The organism is Mesorhizobium cantuariense (assembly GCF_042647205.1).
Classification (GTDB): Bacteria; Pseudomonadota; Alphaproteobacteria; order Rhizobiales; family Rhizobiaceae; genus Mesorhizobium; species Mesorhizobium cantuariense.
This window is the reverse complement of record NZ_JBHRVD010000001.1, coordinates 894,615-912,268: the sequence shown is the minus strand read 5'-3', so window position 1 is coordinate 912,268 and position 17,654 is coordinate 894,615. Positions and strand designations below refer to the sequence as shown.

11 protein-coding genes and 3 pseudogenes are annotated in these 17,654 nt (G+C 61.0%); 6 read left to right on the top strand and 8 right to left on the bottom strand.

Annotation, left to right across the window (positions count from 1 at the left end; genetic code table 11):
• Positions 1–15: 15 nt before the first annotated feature.
• The 7 genes and pseudogenes from ACFOJ9_RS04310 to ACFOJ9_RS04280 all read right to left on the bottom strand — a co-directional run bounded on the left by ACFOJ9_RS04310 (position 16) and on the right by ACFOJ9_RS04280 (position 9,748).
• Positions 16–975: a Ulp1 family isopeptidase gene (locus ACFOJ9_RS04310; RefSeq protein WP_378977040.1), complete on the bottom strand. Its 960-nt coding sequence runs from the start codon at positions 973–975 to the stop codon at positions 16–18.
• A 558-nt stretch (positions 976–1,533) separates the two neighbouring features.
• The gene (locus ACFOJ9_RS04305) at positions 1,534–2,715 is read right to left on the bottom strand and encodes a hypothetical protein (RefSeq protein ID WP_378977038.1); all 1,182 of its coding nucleotides are present in this window, start codon (positions 2,713–2,715) and stop codon (positions 1,534–1,536) included.
• Positions 2,716–3,011: 296 nt separating this feature from the next.
• Positions 3,012–3,473: pseudogene (locus tag ACFOJ9_RS04300) on the bottom strand (transposase); the annotation flags it as partial.
• A gap of 55 nt (positions 3,474–3,528) precedes the next feature.
• Positions 3,529–4,240, bottom strand: a pseudogene (locus ACFOJ9_RS04295) (IS6 family transposase).
• 284 nt (positions 4,241–4,524) lie between these two features.
• Positions 4,525–7,596 carry an efflux RND transporter permease subunit gene (locus ACFOJ9_RS04290; protein WP_378977036.1) on the bottom strand — a complete coding sequence of 1,024 codons (3,072 nt, stop codon included), beginning with the start codon at positions 7,594–7,596 and terminating at the stop codon, positions 4,525–4,527.
• Positions 7,593–8,678 (bottom strand): efflux RND transporter periplasmic adaptor subunit, encoded by a 1,086-nt coding sequence (locus tag ACFOJ9_RS04285; protein WP_378977034.1) that lies wholly within the window; start codon positions 8,676–8,678, stop codon positions 7,593–7,595. Before ACFOJ9_RS04285 ends, ACFOJ9_RS04290 begins: the two co-directional genes overlap by 4 nt.
• On the bottom strand, positions 8,675–9,748 hold the full coding sequence (locus ACFOJ9_RS04280) for an efflux RND transporter periplasmic adaptor subunit (RefSeq protein WP_378977032.1): 1,074 nt from the start codon (positions 9,746–9,748) through the stop codon (positions 8,675–8,677). Before ACFOJ9_RS04280 ends, ACFOJ9_RS04285 begins: the two co-directional genes overlap by 4 nt.
• 114 nt (positions 9,749–9,862) lie before the next feature.
• On the opposite strand from ACFOJ9_RS04280, the gene ACFOJ9_RS04275 reads away from it, so the two are divergent.
• Complete coding sequence (locus ACFOJ9_RS04275; RefSeq protein ID WP_378924497.1) at positions 9,863–10,483, top strand: TetR/AcrR family transcriptional regulator; 621 nt, start codon at positions 9,863–9,865, stop codon at positions 10,481–10,483.
• 188 nt (positions 10,484–10,671) lie between these two features.
• Here the strand turns inward: ACFOJ9_RS04275 and ACFOJ9_RS04270 are convergent, their stop codons facing one another.
• Positions 10,672–11,661 carry a hypothetical protein gene (locus tag ACFOJ9_RS04270; protein ID WP_378977030.1) on the bottom strand — a complete coding sequence of 330 codons (990 nt, stop codon included), beginning with the start codon at positions 11,659–11,661 and terminating at the stop codon, positions 10,672–10,674.
• A gap of 133 nt (positions 11,662–11,794) precedes the next feature.
• On the opposite strand from ACFOJ9_RS04270, the pseudogene ACFOJ9_RS04265 reads away from it, so the two are divergent.
• The 5 genes and pseudogenes from ACFOJ9_RS04265 to ACFOJ9_RS04245 all read left to right on the top strand — a co-directional run bounded on the left by ACFOJ9_RS04265 (position 11,795) and on the right by ACFOJ9_RS04245 (position 17,592).
• Positions 11,795–13,232: pseudogene (locus tag ACFOJ9_RS04265) on the top strand (ISKra4 family transposase).
• Between the two features lie 278 nt (positions 13,233–13,510).
• Entirely contained in the window at positions 13,511–14,563 is a 1,053-nt protein-coding gene (locus tag ACFOJ9_RS04260; RefSeq protein WP_378924500.1) for an ABC transporter substrate-binding protein, read from the top strand.
• 31 nt (positions 14,564–14,594) lie between these two features.
• Positions 14,595–15,476, top strand: coding sequence for an ABC transporter permease (locus ACFOJ9_RS04255; protein ID WP_378925705.1), 882 nt, complete (start codon positions 14,595–14,597; stop codon positions 15,474–15,476).
• Positions 15,452–16,270 carry an ABC transporter ATP-binding protein gene (locus tag ACFOJ9_RS04250; protein ID WP_378977028.1) on the top strand — a complete coding sequence of 273 codons (819 nt, stop codon included), beginning with the start codon at positions 15,452–15,454 and terminating at the stop codon, positions 16,268–16,270. Before ACFOJ9_RS04255 ends, ACFOJ9_RS04250 begins: the two co-directional genes overlap by 25 nt.
• Positions 16,246–17,592: an LLM class flavin-dependent oxidoreductase gene (locus ACFOJ9_RS04245; RefSeq protein ID WP_378977026.1), complete on the top strand. Its 1,347-nt coding sequence runs from the start codon at positions 16,246–16,248 to the stop codon at positions 17,590–17,592. The genes ACFOJ9_RS04250 and ACFOJ9_RS04245 overlap by 25 nt, the downstream gene beginning before the upstream one ends.
• Positions 17,593–17,654: the final 62 nt, after the last annotated feature.

The window sequence follows — 17,654 nt, the reverse complement described above, 5'->3', positions numbered from 1 at the left end:
ACTTGATCAGCCCAATCATCGAGTTCGCGAAGGGCCAGCAGACTGGTCTCGCGCAGGCGGCTGAGCCATGAGCCGCTCCTGAAGTGCCCGCCGATCGGCGACGAGATTGTCGAGGTGCAGCGACTCGCGGCGTGGCCGCGGTTCTTGGGCCAACCGTCGAGCCAGCTCCCGCGTGGCATCCAGCACAAACACGCCGCAATCAAAACTGTTCCGCTGCCGGGCCATGCCCATTGGTTGCAGGCTGCTGGCGCCCAGCCGTTCTGCGAGCTCTGTTGCAATGGTGTGGTGGAGCGGGCGGAAGGAGTCGTAGTGATAGGCGACCGGCCTTTCCCGCGCGCGGCGATCAATGAGCAGCAGCGACCAATGGTCGCCGCGGCGATCAAGATCCGTAGCGCTGGCATCGTTCACTGGCAGAAACAGGAAGTCAGCTGTATCGTTACCATTCCGATCATGGACAATGCGATGGAATGCGCGTAGCGCGTCGCTATCGGCGCCGTGGTTAAGCTGAAAGGCTATCAGAGGATCCACGAACCGCGTCCGGGCGGCGAGATCCGGATTAGTCCCACGCAACTCCTGCGCCACGAACTCGTAATCCCGCTGAATATGATCGTCGCCGAGCCATTCTCTGGCTCCGAGCACCCGTCCGCGGTCGTGGGAAGAGGCACTCGTAGCCGAAGCACCGATCTGAGCATCTGGAACCGAGGATGGGCGAGGATGATGGATAAATTGAGCATCGCGGCGCCCTCGCGGCCCCAACGTGATAGAGTAGGTCTCACCGTTGATAGAGACAGGCCGCGGAACCATGCGCGGACTCGGCAACAGCATCTTGTTGTCCAGTACATCGAGCAGGAAGTCCGGCACCGGCTGTGAGCCATGCTGCCAATCCTCGCCGACGAGATATCCGATATCCTCGAGCTCCAGAGGCTCGCCTGATGGCCCGATGGAGAACGGCGGACTGGCGGCCGGACCAGGCACCTGCGCTGACTGAGCGTCGTCACGCGTCTCCTGCGGTGTGGACGGCAGATCAACGAAAGAATGGAGGCCGCGGTAGATCTCTGACGACCGAGCTGGCGCCCTCCGGGGTTGGCCGCATACTCGCCTCAGAGTCGGGCGGCACTCGCGGCGACCGGGTCGAGCTCGACACAGCCGTTTCGTGTCGTCCGGCCTGCGGGCCTTCCGGCGTCGGCCACTCATTTAGGTCAAAGTCTGACGGCATCCGCGGCGACCACGATAAGCTCGCGCCGGCTAGCTGCGGTTCCCGACCCGGCTGGTCAGGGAAGGCTACACCCAGCGCCCTGTTTGCCTCGACGACTTGCACATACTGCGCAAGCCTCTTGAAGCCAATGCCAACGTTGCCGTTGGCTTTCGTGAACTCCTGGTAATCTCTGTCCAATGATTCGCGCTGATGCCAATCGCCGTTGATCCGGCTCGCGATGCTCTCCCTGCCCATTGTTCGGAGCCAATCGCTGAACTTTCGTTGCCCCGAAGCAGTATTGCGGACGGTCTTGGCAGTCCGGCCGGATCCGAGCTTGCTCAACTCTCCCTCGACCAAGCCATCGATGATGTTGGCGGCGTCGTCATAAGGATGCAGCCCGTGCTGGAGTTCGTCGCCCTGGGGTGCCGAAGCTTGTTGATACCCAACCCGACGTACGGTTGGCCAATGGCTCGCTTGAACTCCGAAATATCTTTCTGCAGTTGTTTTTTCTGCTGCTCATTGCCGTTGAGTCGACTCGCTATGCTCTCCTTTCCCTCTCTTTTCAGCCAGTCACTAAGCTTGCGCTGATTGCTAGTGATCTTGAGGATAGGCGCCCTCTCTTTGGCAGTCGCTGCCGGTCCAAGCTTACGCAAGGCTTCGTTGGTCGCGTCGTCGATGATGTCGGCGTCGCTCTCACAAGCGCTCAAAGTACGGCGCCCCATGACGCGGGGCCCGGATCCGAGCGCTTCGAACCCTGCCGAGTCAGGCTGAATCCTTCGGAGATGATTGAGGGCCGTAAAGAGGCGGCCCTTGGGGTCATTCTCCTCGCCAAATGCCATGATGTCCTCGGCTATTTCTTCGGTTCGAAACCGAGACGTCAGGGATGGCTTCTGGTTGGCCGTGAGCCACTTGGAAAAGCTATTAAGAATCTGCGTATGAGACCTGATAGTTTTGTCGGGCACCTCAAGTGCCCGGGCTGCTGCCGCGAACTGGTGAATGAGTAGCGGGTCTCCGGTAGGAGCAGGCGGCTGAGAACGACGAGGTGGCGCAGAAGGCCGAGGCAACAACTCGCCGGCGCGGAACTTCCGAAGCGCTTCCAATGCCGCACGCACTCGCTTGATGCCCCCCGCGTTCACAAATTCATCCGCATGGGCTTTCAACTGAACAGGGCTTTCAACCAGACCGGCCAGTGTCAAGTTTTTAGAGTTGAGGAACTCGCTGAACCGGCTCAGTTGCTCCACCATCCCCTGAAGGGTACCGGAAGCATAACTTCCTGCCGACGCGCGCACGAACTCGGAAATGAGGGCTGCGTCCTCTTCGGACGCACGGGTGCGCTTATAGGCGTAGATACGAAGCTCTGAATCGACTGCATCCGACGCTGAGCCGCCCAACGACTTTTCACCGCGACTTCCTCCAAACACTTTGCCAAGCCCCGACTTAACCCGAGAAAGCAGTCCACCGCCTTTTCTATCCTTCGTGCGCGCGGCAGGCTTCGGTTCCGATGACGCTGTGTCGCGCATGCTACCCAGTGCCCTGTTGCGCAAGTCAGATGGAGAACCTTGCATGGCCGCGCCAAAGTGAGCGCGAGGAATGTCGACACTGTGCCGCGTACTGCTGAACCGATTGTCCTGCGGGTTGGATTGCGGCAGCATGGGGTTTGAAGGGTCGTTCTGGCCGCACAACCGGTGCTTCTTGGTAGCGCGGGATGGCACGAGGCGTGCAGATCGCGAGCGAGAGCATTTGGTGCGGCCATGCCAGCATAGGGTATCGGCCAGCGCCTGCCGGCGTGCCACTGAACGCGACCCGATGAGTGGCGTCAGACCGGTTTGAGGCGGGTGAAGAGTGCGAGATTGTAAGCCACCACAGAGGACCAGACATAGGTCTTGAAGTGGTCGAGCCCGCCCCAGGTGCAGCGCGCCAAGCCGTAGGCACGTTTGAGGCAGGAGATGCCGGCCTCGATGCCGGCGCGGAAGTTGCGCAGCTTGCGATAGACCCACTTGCTTTTGACCATGTCTTCGACCTTGAGGCCGCTCTTCTTGTGGAAGGCCATGTCGCGCACGCCGCAGGCCTTGGCCCGGCGCAGATTTTCGCGGCTGGCATAGCCGCCGTCGGCCGCCGCCTGCCGCGGCGCCTGGTCCCAGATGCCGATGTGGCGCTCCAGCATCGGCAAGAACCGCTCGCTGTCGGCCGGGTTTCCGGCTTCGATGACGAGGTCAAGGATCAGTCCGCTTCGGCCGGTGGTCAAATTGAGCTTGTGGCCATAATCGACGTCGCCGCTGTGGCATTGTAAACTTAGTGACGACCGGCACAGAGCCGTCTGCGGGTCTCTACCATCAGGTGCTCTGAAGACGGGCGATTTGAGGCCACATCTGCATCGCAGCTCCTCGCAGCTCGCGATGATGGTCAGTGGAATGTTTTGGCGGGGAATGTGAAACAGGTTGGCGATGGGATCGTGGATGGAGACGAAGCGTTGAAGCTGTCGCGCTGACCTGAACCGCTTCATAGTCCTCTCGCGCCGTCGGACCGGTTGGTGAGAATTCTCAGCGCGATTGTTCAAGCCCTTGTGTGAGCGATGCTCGACGCCCGGCATGATATCGCGCTTGGCAGCACTGTAGGATCGAAGCTTGCAAGTGACCATCACACGCGGCGAGCGGCATTGACCTTTGAGAAGCTTTCGCATCAGACGCCTGGCAGCCTTGGCATTGCGGCGGCGTTCCACCAGAACGTCGAGAACGAAACCGTCATGATCGACCGCACGCCAAAGGCAGTGTTTCTCTCCCCGCGCCGAGTGGTGATGACGGCCTCGTCGAGGTGCCATTTGTCGCCGAGCTTTCCGGCTGAGCGCATCCGGATGTCATTGGCAAAATGCCTTCCGAATTTCTCCGCCCACAGCTTCACCGTCTGGTGGGAGACCGTGATGCCACGGGCAGCCAGCAGATCTTCGACCATTCGCAAGCTGAGCGGAAACCGGAAATAAAGCCAGACCGCATGGGCAATCACGTCAGCGGGAAAACGGTGGCGGCGATAAAGTCGATCAAGGGGCAACAGTCGTCATGCCCACTCATCGCATACCTAAATCGACCGTCGGTTAATGTTACGATGCCCAGATCGAAGAAATCAATCCTTCTCGCCCTGGACCTGCTTGATCGCCGCGGGCTCAAGCACCGCGGATGTTGGCCGAGAAGCGCATCCCATCAGGCTGACCGTGACGGCAAGAATGACAAGGCTGTACCGTGATCTGCACGGGTAGATCGAGAGGAGGGAGTGCATCGACGTGCCTTAGGGTAAATCTGGAGAAAGAAGGGCGCTCGCAAGCGCCCTTTCGCTAATCAAGCACGTGCAGCATCTGGGGAGGCATCCGGATCTTCTCGTGGTATCCGGAACCAGGCCACGTATAGGGCCGGGAGAAAGAGAAGCGTCAACACCGTGCCGACCACAATCCCGCCCATCATGGCATAGGCCATGGGCCCCCAGAAAATTTCCCGGGAGATGGGGATGAGGGCGAGCGTCGCGGCCGCGGCGGTCAGCAAGATCGGCCGCATGCGGTGTTCCGTGGCCTCGACAACCGCACGCCACGGCGGCACGCCCTCGCTTCGCAGATTCTCGATCTGGACGACGAGGATGACCGAGTTGCGGATCAGGATACCGATCAGTGCGAGCACGCCGAGGATCGCTACGAAGCCCATCGGCGCATTGCTGAGCAGGAGTGCCGCCACGACGCCGATCAGCGCGAGCGGAGCGACTGCGAAAACCAGGAACAGGCGGCTGAAGCTCTGGAGCTGGATCATCAGGATCGTCGCCATGGCGAACAGCATGAGCGGGGCGACCGCGGCGATCGGTCCCTGCGCGTCGGCGCTCGATTCTACCGAGCCGCCGATCTCGACCTTGTATCCCGCAGGAAGAGCTTTCGTGAACTTTTCGACCTGGGGCTTGAGCTGTTCCACGATCGTCGCGGGCTGTGTCGGCCCGGTGACCGCGGCCTTCACCGTGACCGTAGGAATGCGATCCCTTCGCGCGATCATAGGCTGTTCGAGCTCATAGCGGAACTTGGCGACTGCGGAGAGCGGTACGGATTTGCCGTTTGATCCCGGAAGCTGGAGGTCTCTTAGCGTCTCGATCGAGCCACGCTCAGCGTCTTGGGCCCTGCCGATCACGTCGATGAGGTAGATGCTGTCGCGGATCTGCGTCGCCGAGGACCCTTCGACGATGCTGTTGAGTGCGTTAGCGATATCCTCTGAAGAGACGCCGAGCTGGCGAGCCTTGTCCTGGAGCACGTCCACCTTCACGACGCGCGAGGGCTCGTTCCAGTCATAGGTCATGTTGGCGATGAGAGGATGCCGGTTGACGATGGCTCCAAAGCGATGCGACAGCTCACGCACCGTCTGGATGTCCGGGCCGCTGATGCGGTACTGGACGGGCTTGCCCACCGGTGGGCCGATATCCAGGAGTTTGACAAAAGCGTCGGTACCGGGAAAGGTCTTCGCTACATAAGCCTGCAGGTCTGTGCGCAACCTGTCCCTTGCCTCCAGGTCCTTGGCCACGATGACGACCTGCCCGAACCAGACAGCCGGGGTCTGCACGTCATAAGATAGGATGAAACGCGGCGCGCCCTCCCCGACATGTGTGGTCCAATGGTCGATATCGGGATTGCCGACGAGTTTCTCTCGTTCGAAATCCGTCATCTGGCGGTTCGTTTCCGTAATCGTGCTGTTTTGGGGCATACTCCAGTCGACGACTAACTCGACGCGGTCGGACGCCGGGAAGAACTGCTGCTGCACAAGGCCAAGACCGCCCAGCGAGAGGCCGAAAACAGCGATGGTGGCGATGATCGTAACCCAGCGCCAGCGCATGGCAGCTCCCAGCAGCCAGGCAAATCCCCGTGCGCCGCGTCCCTTGCGCTCATGGTGCGACTTCATCGTCTTGGGCAGGATCGCCACGCCCAGCAACGGCGTGAACAGGACGGCCACGACCCAGGATACCACGAGCGAAACGGCAATGACGACGAACAGGGTGAAGGTGAATTCGCCCGCTGCGCTACTGTTGAGGCCGATCGGGATAAAACCGGCGACGGTGACAAGCGTGCCTGTCAGCATCGGAAAGGCAGTCGACGTATAGACATAGGTGGCGGCTTTGCGCAGCTCGTCGCCTGACTCCAGGCGCGCCACCATCATTTCGACGGCGATCATGGCGTCGTCAACGAGGAGCCCCAACGCGATGATCAAAGCGCCGAGCGAAATGCGCTGGAGAGAGATGCCCGTATATTCCATGACGACGAAGGTGATCGCCAGTACGAGCGGGATCGAGATCGCGACCACCAGCCCAGCGCGCAGCCCAAGGCTAATGAAGCTGATCGCCAAAACGATAGCGATTGCCTCAAACAGTGCCTTGGTAAAGCCGGACACTGCTTCTTCCACCACGGCCGGCTGGTCGGAAACCCGTTCAACACTCACGCCTATCGGAAGATCGGCCACGACGCGCTTCATCTCCTCGTCCAGCGCCTTGCCGAAGTTCGTCAGATTGGCACCCGCCGTCATGCCAATTGCCAGGCCGATTGCAGGTTGTCCGTTGAAGCGGAAGAGCGAGGCCGGCGGGTCGACATAACCTCGCTTGATCGTCGCGATGTCGGTCAGCGGGAAAAATCGATCGTTGACCCTGAGGTTGATGGCTTTCAGGCTTTCTTCGCTCGTAAATTGGCCACTGACGCGCAACGCGATCCGCTCTGGTCCTGCATCAACGAAGCCGGACTGCGCCACAGCGTTCTGGGCTTCAAGCGTTTCGATGACGGACTGGCGGTCGATGCCGAGCGCTGCGATCTTGCGCGTCGAGAATTCAAGATAGACGGCTTCATCCTGAGCCCCGATGATGTCGATCTTGCCCGCATTCGGAACCGTTAGAAGCTTCGCCCTGGAGTCTTCCACCAGATCGCGAAGCTGGCGCTGCGTCAGGCCGTCGGATGTGAACGCATAGATGTTGCCATAAACGTCGCCGAAGGTGTCATTGAAGAACGGACCGACGACGCCGCTGGGAAATTCGCCCTTGATGTCGTTGATTATGTTGCGGACGCGAAGCCAGTTGCCCGTCACGTCCCTTGCTTTGGTGGTCGGAAGCAATTCGACGTAGACCGTGGTCTGGCCGGCGATCGTCTCGCTTCGCGTGTAGTCCAGCGCGTCAAGCTCCTCCAGCTTCTTCTCGATCCTGTCCGTTACCTGACGGGTCATTTCTTCCGCAGACGCGCCCGGCCACTGCGCGTTGATAATCATCGTCTTGATGGTAAAGGCAGGGTCTTCTTCGCGACCGAGGTTGAAGTAGGAAAACGTGCCTGCAAGGATGAAGACGATCATGAAATACCAGACGAGTGAACGGTGATCGAGCGCCCAGTCTGAGAGGTTGAACGGTTTCAATTGATGGTCTCCTGGTCGACGCGAACGGCCTGGCCGTTTTCGAGCGTGTTGACGCCAGCGGTGACGATTCTGTCACCAGGGTTAATCCCGTCGATCACGGTGACAGGGCCACTTGGAACAGTTTGTTCGGCAAGCCTGACCGGGCCGGAAGTGACTTTGCCGGTCGTGTTGTTGACGATCCAAACGAATGCCTTCGATCCCTCGGTCCGAATCGCGGACAAGGGCAGCCGGATCAAAGTCTTGGCCTCCCCCATGGATCTGGCCACTATGACCGAGCCGAGCCTGAGTGCTTCAGGCGGATCGATCAGCGTCAACCGGGTGCGTCGCGTACGCGTCGCGTCGTCCGCTTCGGGCGTGATTTCGCGGACCACGCCCCTGGCGTGAATGCGGGGATCAAGTTGCAAGGCGACGTCGAAGGATGCGCCGAGCGTCAACTGGTCACCGGCGGCTTCGGGCACATCGACGACCGCGTCGCGCTCTTCCGGTCGCGCGACCGTCGCGACACTCTGCCCCGGCGAGACGACTTGCCCCACCTCGGCTGTCGTCGCGGTGACGACGCCGTCGAACTCGGCGAGCAGGCGAGAATAGCTCAGCTGTTCGTTCGCCTTGTCGAGATTTGCCCGGGCCTTGGCGACCGCGGCTTCTGCGGTCTTGCGCTCCTGCTCGACAGTTTCGAAGGTGGCCTTCGCCCCGGTTTGTCTCTCGAGCAGAGTTCTCTGCCGGTCTTCGGTGATTCGGGCGTTGGCCAGGTGCGCCTGACTATTGGCGAGATCGGACTGCGCGCTTTTGACAGAGAGCTCGAGCGCCACCGGATCGATGGCTGCCAGGACGTCGCCCTTCTTGACAAGGTCGCCTACCTGGACGTTGCGGGCGATGACGCGGCCCAAAATGCGGAAGCTAAACTCGGTCTCGATGCGGGCTTGGACAGTGCCGGGCAGAGTGAATGCCGCCTGCGCGAATGGTTCGGCTATCTGAAAGATGACGGGGCGAGCGGGCACCGATGCTGCGTCCTCTTCCTTCTGGCAAGCGGACAGCAACGCGGCCGCCGCCAAAAGCGCGGTCAGGCGAGGATCGATTTTCATCGGGCGGTTCTTTCGTAAGACACGACGTCGCCGTCGCTGAGGAATTTCGTACCGTTGGAAACAACAATGTCCCCCATAGACAAGCCAGATTGGACGGAGAAGCGTCCACTGGTATAGGCCGCGACCTCCACGGGATGGAGGGAGACGACGCTCGTCTTCGTATCGACGAGCCAGACGGCCGTCCGCCCCGCATAGGAGGCCATGGCCGACCACGGCAACTCGATGACGGCCTCGGGCTTGTACCGCGCGGTGGCAATCACGGCGCTTCCCAGGGGAGCGTCAGGCGCATCTTCGAGAGCGAGCTTCACCCGGATCGTCCCCGTCGTGGTATCGATGGTTGGCGACACCTCTCGGACCTTGGCCCGAAACTCGTCTTTGCCCGACAGGAGCCTGACCTTGGCAACGTCTTCGAGCTCGCGCCCGATAAGAGCGGACTCGTCGGCATTGATCACGGCATCTCGGGGACCGTCATGGGCGAGCGTGAAAACAAGTTGGGCAGCCTGCGCCACCTGACCTACTTCGGCATTGCGGGCGGTAATGATTCCGTTGGCATCCGCCCTGAGGTCCGTCTGGCCAAGTGTATCGCGGGCCGTATCCAGCTGGGCCTGCGCCGACTGAACCGTGGCCCTTGTCGTCAAAAGGGCTTCGCGTGCGTCATCTAGAGCAGCCCGCTTGGTCACGCCTGCGGCAAAAAGGCTCTGCTGTCTGTCAAATGCCTGCCGGGCCTGCGTGTGCTGCGCTTCCGCAGATTGGAGGTTAGCAAGTGCAACCTGGAGGTCAGCCTTCTGCTCTTGCGCATCGAGGCGCGCGAGAATCTGCCCGGCCTTGACGCGATCACCAACATCCACCAACCGCGCGATGATGCGGCCACTGACGCGGAATGAAAGATCGGACTGGATTCGGGCACGGATCTCGCCGGTCGTCGAAATGGTTTCCGACACCGGTACGGCTTGAACAGCTACCGTCTCCACGTGTCGCGTATCTTTCTGTCGAGTTTCTTCCTTAGGAGCGCAAGCCGCGAGCCATGCCATTGAAAACCCTAAAAAAAATCCCGTTGTCAATTGTCCCATAATTCGCCTCTCAAGTCGCTTTTTCCAGCTGATTACGGTTGACTTACCAGAAAGTCAATGAAATAATTATGACGTGTTAGGCCCTATAGGATCTCTTGGTTAGGTAATGTGAACATGAACAAGCTGACGCGCGCTGAACAGAAGGCCCTCCGGCCTGCCCAGATCCTCGATGCTGCATTTGAGGAATTTATCGAGCAAGGCTACACGGCGGCGCGCGTGGAAGATATCGCCGCACGGGTAGGCGTGACAAAGGGGACGGTCTACGTCTACTTCCCCACTAAGGAAATTCTGTTTTCTGCCATGGCACGGCATATCGCGGTACCGTTCGAGGACGTCCTAGCCGACGCCAAGGATCTGACGGGAAGTTACGCCGAGCGGCTCAGGTCATTGATCCTGCTTTTCTACGAACACGTTATGGGGGATCGCAGAACCCGGGAATTGCTCCGCTTCGCCATTTCTGAGGGCGTACGTTTTCCCCAGCTCATTAATGCGCATCACGTCGAACTCATTGAGCCGATCCTCGCCATGACGCAGGCGCTCATCGACGAAGGTGTCCGTCAGGGTGAATTTCGGGACGGGCCTGCGGCGGTTGCACGCGTCATACTTGCGCCTGCGTTGTCCTTGATCGTCGAAACATTGATGCACGACGGTCGTCTCGATCTCGAAACGCCGAGGTATATCGAAGCCCATCTCGATCTCGTTATGCACGGTCTCGCTGCCGCTAGAGCGGGATGAGATTAGTTTCGGTCATAGCCTGAGTTTTCGATTGAGCGTCTTTCGCGCCGCCACGGGACGCCAAATGCGCCGAAGCCCCGCGGGGGGTATCATCATCAAATCAGCCGTAGCTGTCTTTGGTTGATAAAGGCCGCGTGTCTGCCGGAACAATTCTTGTTCCGACCCCATCGTGCTGCAACCGGTCAAGCTCATCGGCCCCAAGCATGGTCTCGATCGCTGCCTGGACAATCAATCTTGCCCGTGCGCGCATCGCGGCTGTGCGGGTCGATCGCAAGCAGCGTATGCGCAAGGGCGGCCCCCGCGCTCCCCGCCTTGATCGTCCACTCCCGCCCCGTCGCGTCCTGCCTCAGCCGCATGTGGCCGTCAGCGGCCGTCGTCAGCGTATAGCCGTTGAACGTCTCCTCGACCGTCTTGCGCTTGTGGCCATCGAGGTCTTGTGTGATCGTGCGCCGGCGACGCCCCTGCCCATCCACGACATCGATCGTCACCTTGCCCTTGGCGTCATCGCTGCGCGAGATCTCGTCTGGCATCGCGGCTACCAGCTCCGTCGACTTCACCCCTCCCTTGTCGCCGCTGCGCACCCCAAGCCCGACAGCCGCAAGCTCGGCCTCGATCTGCTCACGCCCAACACCTTGCCGCGCCGCGATCGCATCCAGGCTGTCGCCCCGCTCAACAGCCCTGGCAATTGCCGGGCTATCCTTGCCCATGGCATCCTGACCCGCGCCAAGCGTCGTCTTCCTGCCGTCGACCGTCGTCACAACCGTCTGGCTCGAGCCGTCGCGGTGCGTCGTCCTGTCGATCTCCACGCCGCTCGCAAGCCGTGTCCGCTCGACCACGTCGCCGCTGCCAAGGTCGTCATCGGTGCGCGTCGTCACCGCGCCCGTCCTGGCATTGCGGCTCACATTCGTGCGCAGCACCTGGCCATCGCGCACGGAGCCAGCCTTCTCCTGGCCTTCTCCTGGCCTTCTCCTGGCCTTCTCCTGGCCCCCTCCCTGGCCCCCTCCCTGGCCATTGGGCGTCTTCACCGAGATGTAGTAGCTGTCGTGCTGCAGGTCGTCATACTCGCTCACCGTGCGACCGTCATGAAGCCTGACCGTCGTCTTGCGAACATCCCGGTTGCCGCTCGTGGGAGCGCTCGTCTCGACCCTGTCGCTGGCCCGCTCAAGCCCGGCAAGCACCTGATCGCGCTTCTGTTGGTGCTCCCGCGCGAGAGACCGGTAATTTTTCTGGGGTTGAGCACGGATTGTTAGGCCCGAGCAGTTCATCACCGTCGCTTTGTTCGGAGAAGCAACGATGGCGGTGTAGTGGACAATTACAATCGAGGGAAAGAGCGAGTTCGGCGACGTTTGTCGTCGGGAGGTCCGGGTCGACAAGAGCTGGGAGCGCCTGTTCGACGGCGAAATCGGCCTGTCGATCGAAGACGGCAAGAAGATCATGACGGCGCTGCAGAGCGCGGTCGTAAACCAGGAGGAGAATGCCTATGCTCTGTTTCGGCGGGTTTGCCCGGACTGCCACACGTTCCGGCCGGTCAAAGACTATACGGCGCGCCGGATCCGAACTGTGTTCGGCACGGTGGAGGTGCGCAATCCCCGCTGGATGCTGTGTGGGGATTGCCATCCAGGGATGGTCGTTGCTTTCGCGCCACTGAAGGAAATCTGCCCGGATCGGGCGACGCCCGAGCTGATGGAACTGACGGCGCGGCTGGGAAGCATGATGCCGTACCGGCAGGCCGCCAGAGTGCTCACCGAATTTCTGCCCATTGAGCCTACCGAGACGCATGCGACCGTGCGCAAGCGCACCATCAGGATCGGTGAACGGCTGGACGAGCAGGTTGCAGAGGAAGAACGGCGCGCAAGGGCGCAAGCTGATGATCGACGCCAGCTCGAAATGGAGCTTCCCGGCGATCGGCGCAAAGAGTTTATCATCAGCATCGACACAGCGCATGTGCGAAGCGCCGATCCCAATGCAGCGCGAAACTTCGAACTCGTTGTAGCCAGATGCGGTCGCGGCGGTCGAGGCGAACCCGGTGGCCGCTATTTCGTGACCAGCAGCACCGACCAAACCGCAATCCGAGATCGAGCGCTCCACGCGCTTCAGCAAGAAGGATATTGCGGCTTTGGCGACGTCACCGTGATCTCGGATGGCGCCGAAATCCTGAAGCGCCTGCCCCGCGCCATGCCAAGGCCGACCACCCATATCATCGACTGGTTCCACATCGCCATGAAGCTCCAACCAATGCAGCAGATCGCCGACCACATGGTTCGATCTCGCGGACGGTGCCAGGCCCCTTCCAACCATCCACAGGGACATCAGAGCCGTGAAGTGGCGCCTGTGGCATGGGCGCGTCGATCGCGCGATCCGCGACCTGGAGCAACTCTTGGAGAGAGTGAAGGATTCGCAAGGAGACAGCGAGTTCTCGATCGCACGGCTTCATAGCCTCGGCTCGCAGCTCCTGACCTATGTCAGATCGAACCGCGGCGCGATCGTCAACTATGGCAAGCGATACCGAGCTGGGCTTCGTGTCGCCACCAGCCTCGCCGAGTCAGCAGTGAATTCGCTTGTCGGCAAACGCATGGTCAAGAAGCAGCAGATGCGCTGGTCTCTCCACGGTGCGCACATGCTCATGCCGGTCAGGACGGCGGAGATCAATGGCGAACTTCGCGATCGGCTGCGGGCACCGTTCCGACAGCCAGAACCGAACGTGCCTCCATTATTCAAGCCCAAACCGCCCCTTCTGCGCGCCGCCTAACCCCAGAGAAGTTACCGGTCCCAATCGTCGCGACATGTGGCGCAAATCTTTCGTCGACCGCGTCTGGGCATGGAAGGCCGAGTCGGGCGGGACTATCACCCGCCAGTCGCGACGTCTTGGCGTGTCGAGCGACGCATGCCCCCAAATGGGCATCGGAGGCGAACAGCGTTTCCCTCCGGCGGCAAAGAACAGCATCCGATACTTTATCGTCTATAAAATTGATAGACATAATAAACCGCGAAAATAGGAAGCCATTTCCAAATTGGAGCAAGACGAGGATGTTAGCTGTGGAGAGATTTTCGAGAAGAAGGTTTGGCGCCCTCGTGGCCGCTTTTGCGGTGACCTTGGTCGCTTCTTCCCCGCCTTTCGGGGCTCAGGCGGGTAGTTCGGACGCGGGTAAACTACCGACCGAAATCCCGGAGGGCACCGTGCTTCGCATCGGCGATCCCGAGACGCAAAGGGCGCTGGAACTCTCGGGTCTGATCGATCAACTGCCGTTCAAGGTCGAATGGGCCAATATCAGCGGCGGTCCACAGACAATCGAAGCTTTTCGCGCCAATGCGCTGGACGTCGGATCGGTCGCCGACATTCCGCCCATCCACGCGACCTGGACCGGGCTCAAGGTCAAGATCATAGCCGCGAAGTTCCGCAAGGATCCGGTTGCGCACCCGATTTATCAGCTCGGCATTGCACCCGGCGTCGAGGTCAGGACGCTCGCGGACTTGCGCGGCAAACGGATTGCTTTCAGCCCGGGTCAGGCGCAGGGCGCGCTGGTGCTGAGGGTGCTGCAGGCCGCCGGCCTGAAAAAGGAGGACGTCAATCTCATCGAACTGCCCAGCAACGGCGATGCCTATCCGGTGGCACTTGCCAGCAACCAAGTCGATGTCGCGCCGATCTGGGGCGTCCTCATCAAGCACTATCTGCACCAGTATGGTGCCGACGGCGCTACCACCATCCCACATGGCTTGCGCGACGATCCAGCCCATCTCTATGCGCCACAGTCGGTGCTGGACGACCCGGCCAAAGCTGCCGCTCTCGGCGAGTATGTGCGCTACTGGGCACTTGCGACCCGATGGGTGGAGGAGCATCCGAAAGAGTGGATCGAAGGCTACTATGTCGCCACGCAGGGGCTCAACAGCGAAGATGGCCAGTATCTCGTCGACGCCGACGGCCAGTTCGACATCCCGCCCGACTGGAACGACGTGATCGCGCGCCAGCAGGCGACGATCGATCTCCTGGCCCGGGAACTGAACAGGCCCCCGATCAAGGCCGAGGATCTTTTCGACAGGCGCTTCGAGAAGATCGCCACAAATGCGCTGAACGCGTCATGACGCCCGTTTCTAAAGACTGGAGACGACGCAGATGAACGCATTCTCACACCCCGCCGCGGTTGCGCCCACCATTGGGTATGCATCTGATGAAAGGGCGTTGATCCCGCCCGCCGTAAAGCCCCGCAAGACCGGGACGAGGCGTCGCCTGGCGCTTGGGCGTGCGATCCCGTTTGGCGCGCTGGTTGGGCCCGCACTTCTTCTTGTGGTCTGGTCCATCGGCAGTGTCGCCGGCCTGATCGATCCAAGAACGCTGCCGGCGCCTTGGTCAGTTGTCGGCACCGCCGTCGATCTTATCGCAGAAGGCAAGCTTCAGGGTCATCTGATGACGTCTGCCTGGCGGGCGGCGCAGGGGCTGGTGTTCGGCGTACTGATCGGGACCGTGCTTGCCCTCATTTCAGGGTTGTCCCGGCTTGGCGAAGCGATCATCGACGGTCCCGTTCAGATCAAGCGGGCGATCCCGACGCTCGCCCTGATCCCGTTGCTGATGCTGTGGTTCGGCATCGGCGAGGGCATGAAAGTGACGACGATCGCGCTGGCTGTCCTGATCCCGGTCTATATCCAGACCCACAGCAGCTTGCGCAGCATAGACAGCCGTTATGTCGAATTGGCCCAGACCCTGCGAATGGGCTATGGCGAATTCATCCGCGAGGTCATCCTGCCAGGCGCCCTGCCCGGCTTCTTCCTGGGCCTGCGTTTCGCGGTGACCTATGCCTGGCTGTCCCTGGTGGTGGTCGAACAGGTCAATGCCACGAGCGGCATCGGCTATATGATCGATCTCGCACGCAACTACGGCCAGACCGACATCGTCATCGTGGGCCTCGTCCTCTACGCGCTGCTCGGTCTCGCCTCAGACGGCATCGTCAGCTTCTTCCAGGAAAGGTCGCTGTCATGGCGTCGCACCTTGGCGGATTGAGCGGCGCGCCCGTCGTGCGGGTCGAGAGCCTTGTCAGAAGCTTCGGGCCGCGAACCATTCTCGACGGGCTCACCCTCGACATCGACAAGGGGGAGTTCGTCGCCCTTCTCGGCCGTAGCGGATCGGGCAAGAGTACGTTGCTGCGCGCGCTCGCGGATCTCGATGACAAAGTATCCGGGTCCGGCCGGCTCGAAACGCCCGATAAGAAATCGGTGGTGTTCCAGGATGCCCGACTGTTGCCATGGAAACGAGTGCTGGAGAATGTGATTCTTGGTCTCGACCTACCGGACGCCGCCAAACGCGGACGGGCAGCTCTCGAAGAAGTTGGCCTGGGCGGCCGTGAGAACGCTTGGCCGGTCGAGCTCTCTGGTGGCGAGCAGCAGCGGGTGGCATTGGCGCGCTCGCTGGTCCGTGATCCCGAACTGCTGCTGGCGGACGAGCCGTTCGGCGCACTCGACGCACTGACCCGCCTGCGCATGCACGATCTGCTGCGTCAGCTTTGTGCCCGTCACCAACCGGCGGTCCTATTGGTCACCCATGACGTTGACGAAGCTGTGACGCTGGCGGACCGGGTTTTGGTTCTCGACAAGGGCGGGATCGTCGCCGACATCGCAATCGATATCCCAACGCCACGCGATCATGGCGATCGCCGGTTCGGCGAGATTCGCTCCGAACTTCTGCGTCATCTCGGCGTCGAGACGAAGCCTGTGCTGCGGTCTGACCGGTCGAAAACCTGTCGCTCAGAGTCACCACCCAAGAGGACCCACATATGCCCGCCGAATCACGACAGTTGAAGCTCAATCTTTTCATCTATCCTGGCGGCCATCATGAAGCCGGCTGGCGCTACAAGGATTCCGCCCCTGAGAGAGTGCTGGACATCGCCTATTATCAGGAACTGGCGAAAAAGGCCGAGGCGAGCAAGTTCGACGCGCTGTTCTTTGCCGATGGGCCGGCGCTCGCCGACAACATCCGTTACGCAAGCCGCTTCAGGCTGGAGCCGCTGACCTGGATTTCGGCGCTTGCCGCCGTGACGCAACGCATCGGCTTCATCGCGACCGCCTCGACCACCTACAACGAACCCTATAACCTCGCCCGGCTGTTCGCTTCGGTCGATCATCTGAGCGGCGGGCGCGCCGGTTGGAACATCGTCACGACGGGTGATGCGTCCGCCGCGCTGAATTTCGGCTTTGACCGACATCCAACCCATGCCGACCGTTACGAGCGCGCCGGCGAATTCGTTGATGTGGTGACCAAGCTCTGGGACAGTTGGGAGGACGACGCGCTCGTCTCGGACCGGGACTCTGGAATTTTTGCCGACACTGACAAGATCCACTCAATCAATCACATCGGCAAATATCATCGGGTGAAGGGCCCGCTCACGCTTCCGCGCTCACCACAGGGGCGTCCGGTCTACGTCCAGGCGGGTTCATCGGAAGACGGACGATCATTCGCAAGCCGCTATGCCGAGGCGATATTTACAGCCCATCAAACACTCGGCAACGCGCAGGAATTTTACGCTGACATCAAAGCGCGCGTGAAGTCGGTTGGCCGCAACCCTGACCACGTCAAGGTCTTGCCCGGCATCAGCCCCTTCATCGGTTCAACCGAGGCGGAAGCCCGGGCACTGCATGACGAGTTCAATGAGCTGACGCAGCCGGAATACTCTCTTCACCAGCTACGCCGCATCGTAGACGCCGACCTTTCCGGCTACGATCTGGACGGGCCATTTCCGCGCGAGCTCATCCGCGTCGAGGGCGAGCGCGGCGCGAGCAGCCGCTTCCACGTCGTACTCGACATCATTGAGCGCGAGAATCCAACCATCCGCCAGTTGCTGCACCGCCTCGCCGGGGCGCGCGGGCATTGGGTGCAAACCGGGACACCCGAACAGATCGCCGACAAAATCCAGGAATGGTTCGACAATGGTGCCGCGGACGGCTTCAATATCATGCCGCCCTATCTACAGGGCGGGTTCGACATATTCGCCGAGGAGGTGGTGCCGATCTTGCGCAGGCGCGGACTTTTCCGACACGACTATGACGGGGCAACGCTGCGGGACCATTTCGGTCTGCCGCGTCCGCAAAACACATTCAGCGGACTGCAAAGGGCGACCGCTTGATGCATCATGAAGATCGAAGACCTGCTGTTCCCTTTTTTCAGGATTCGCTGAGAAATCTTCAG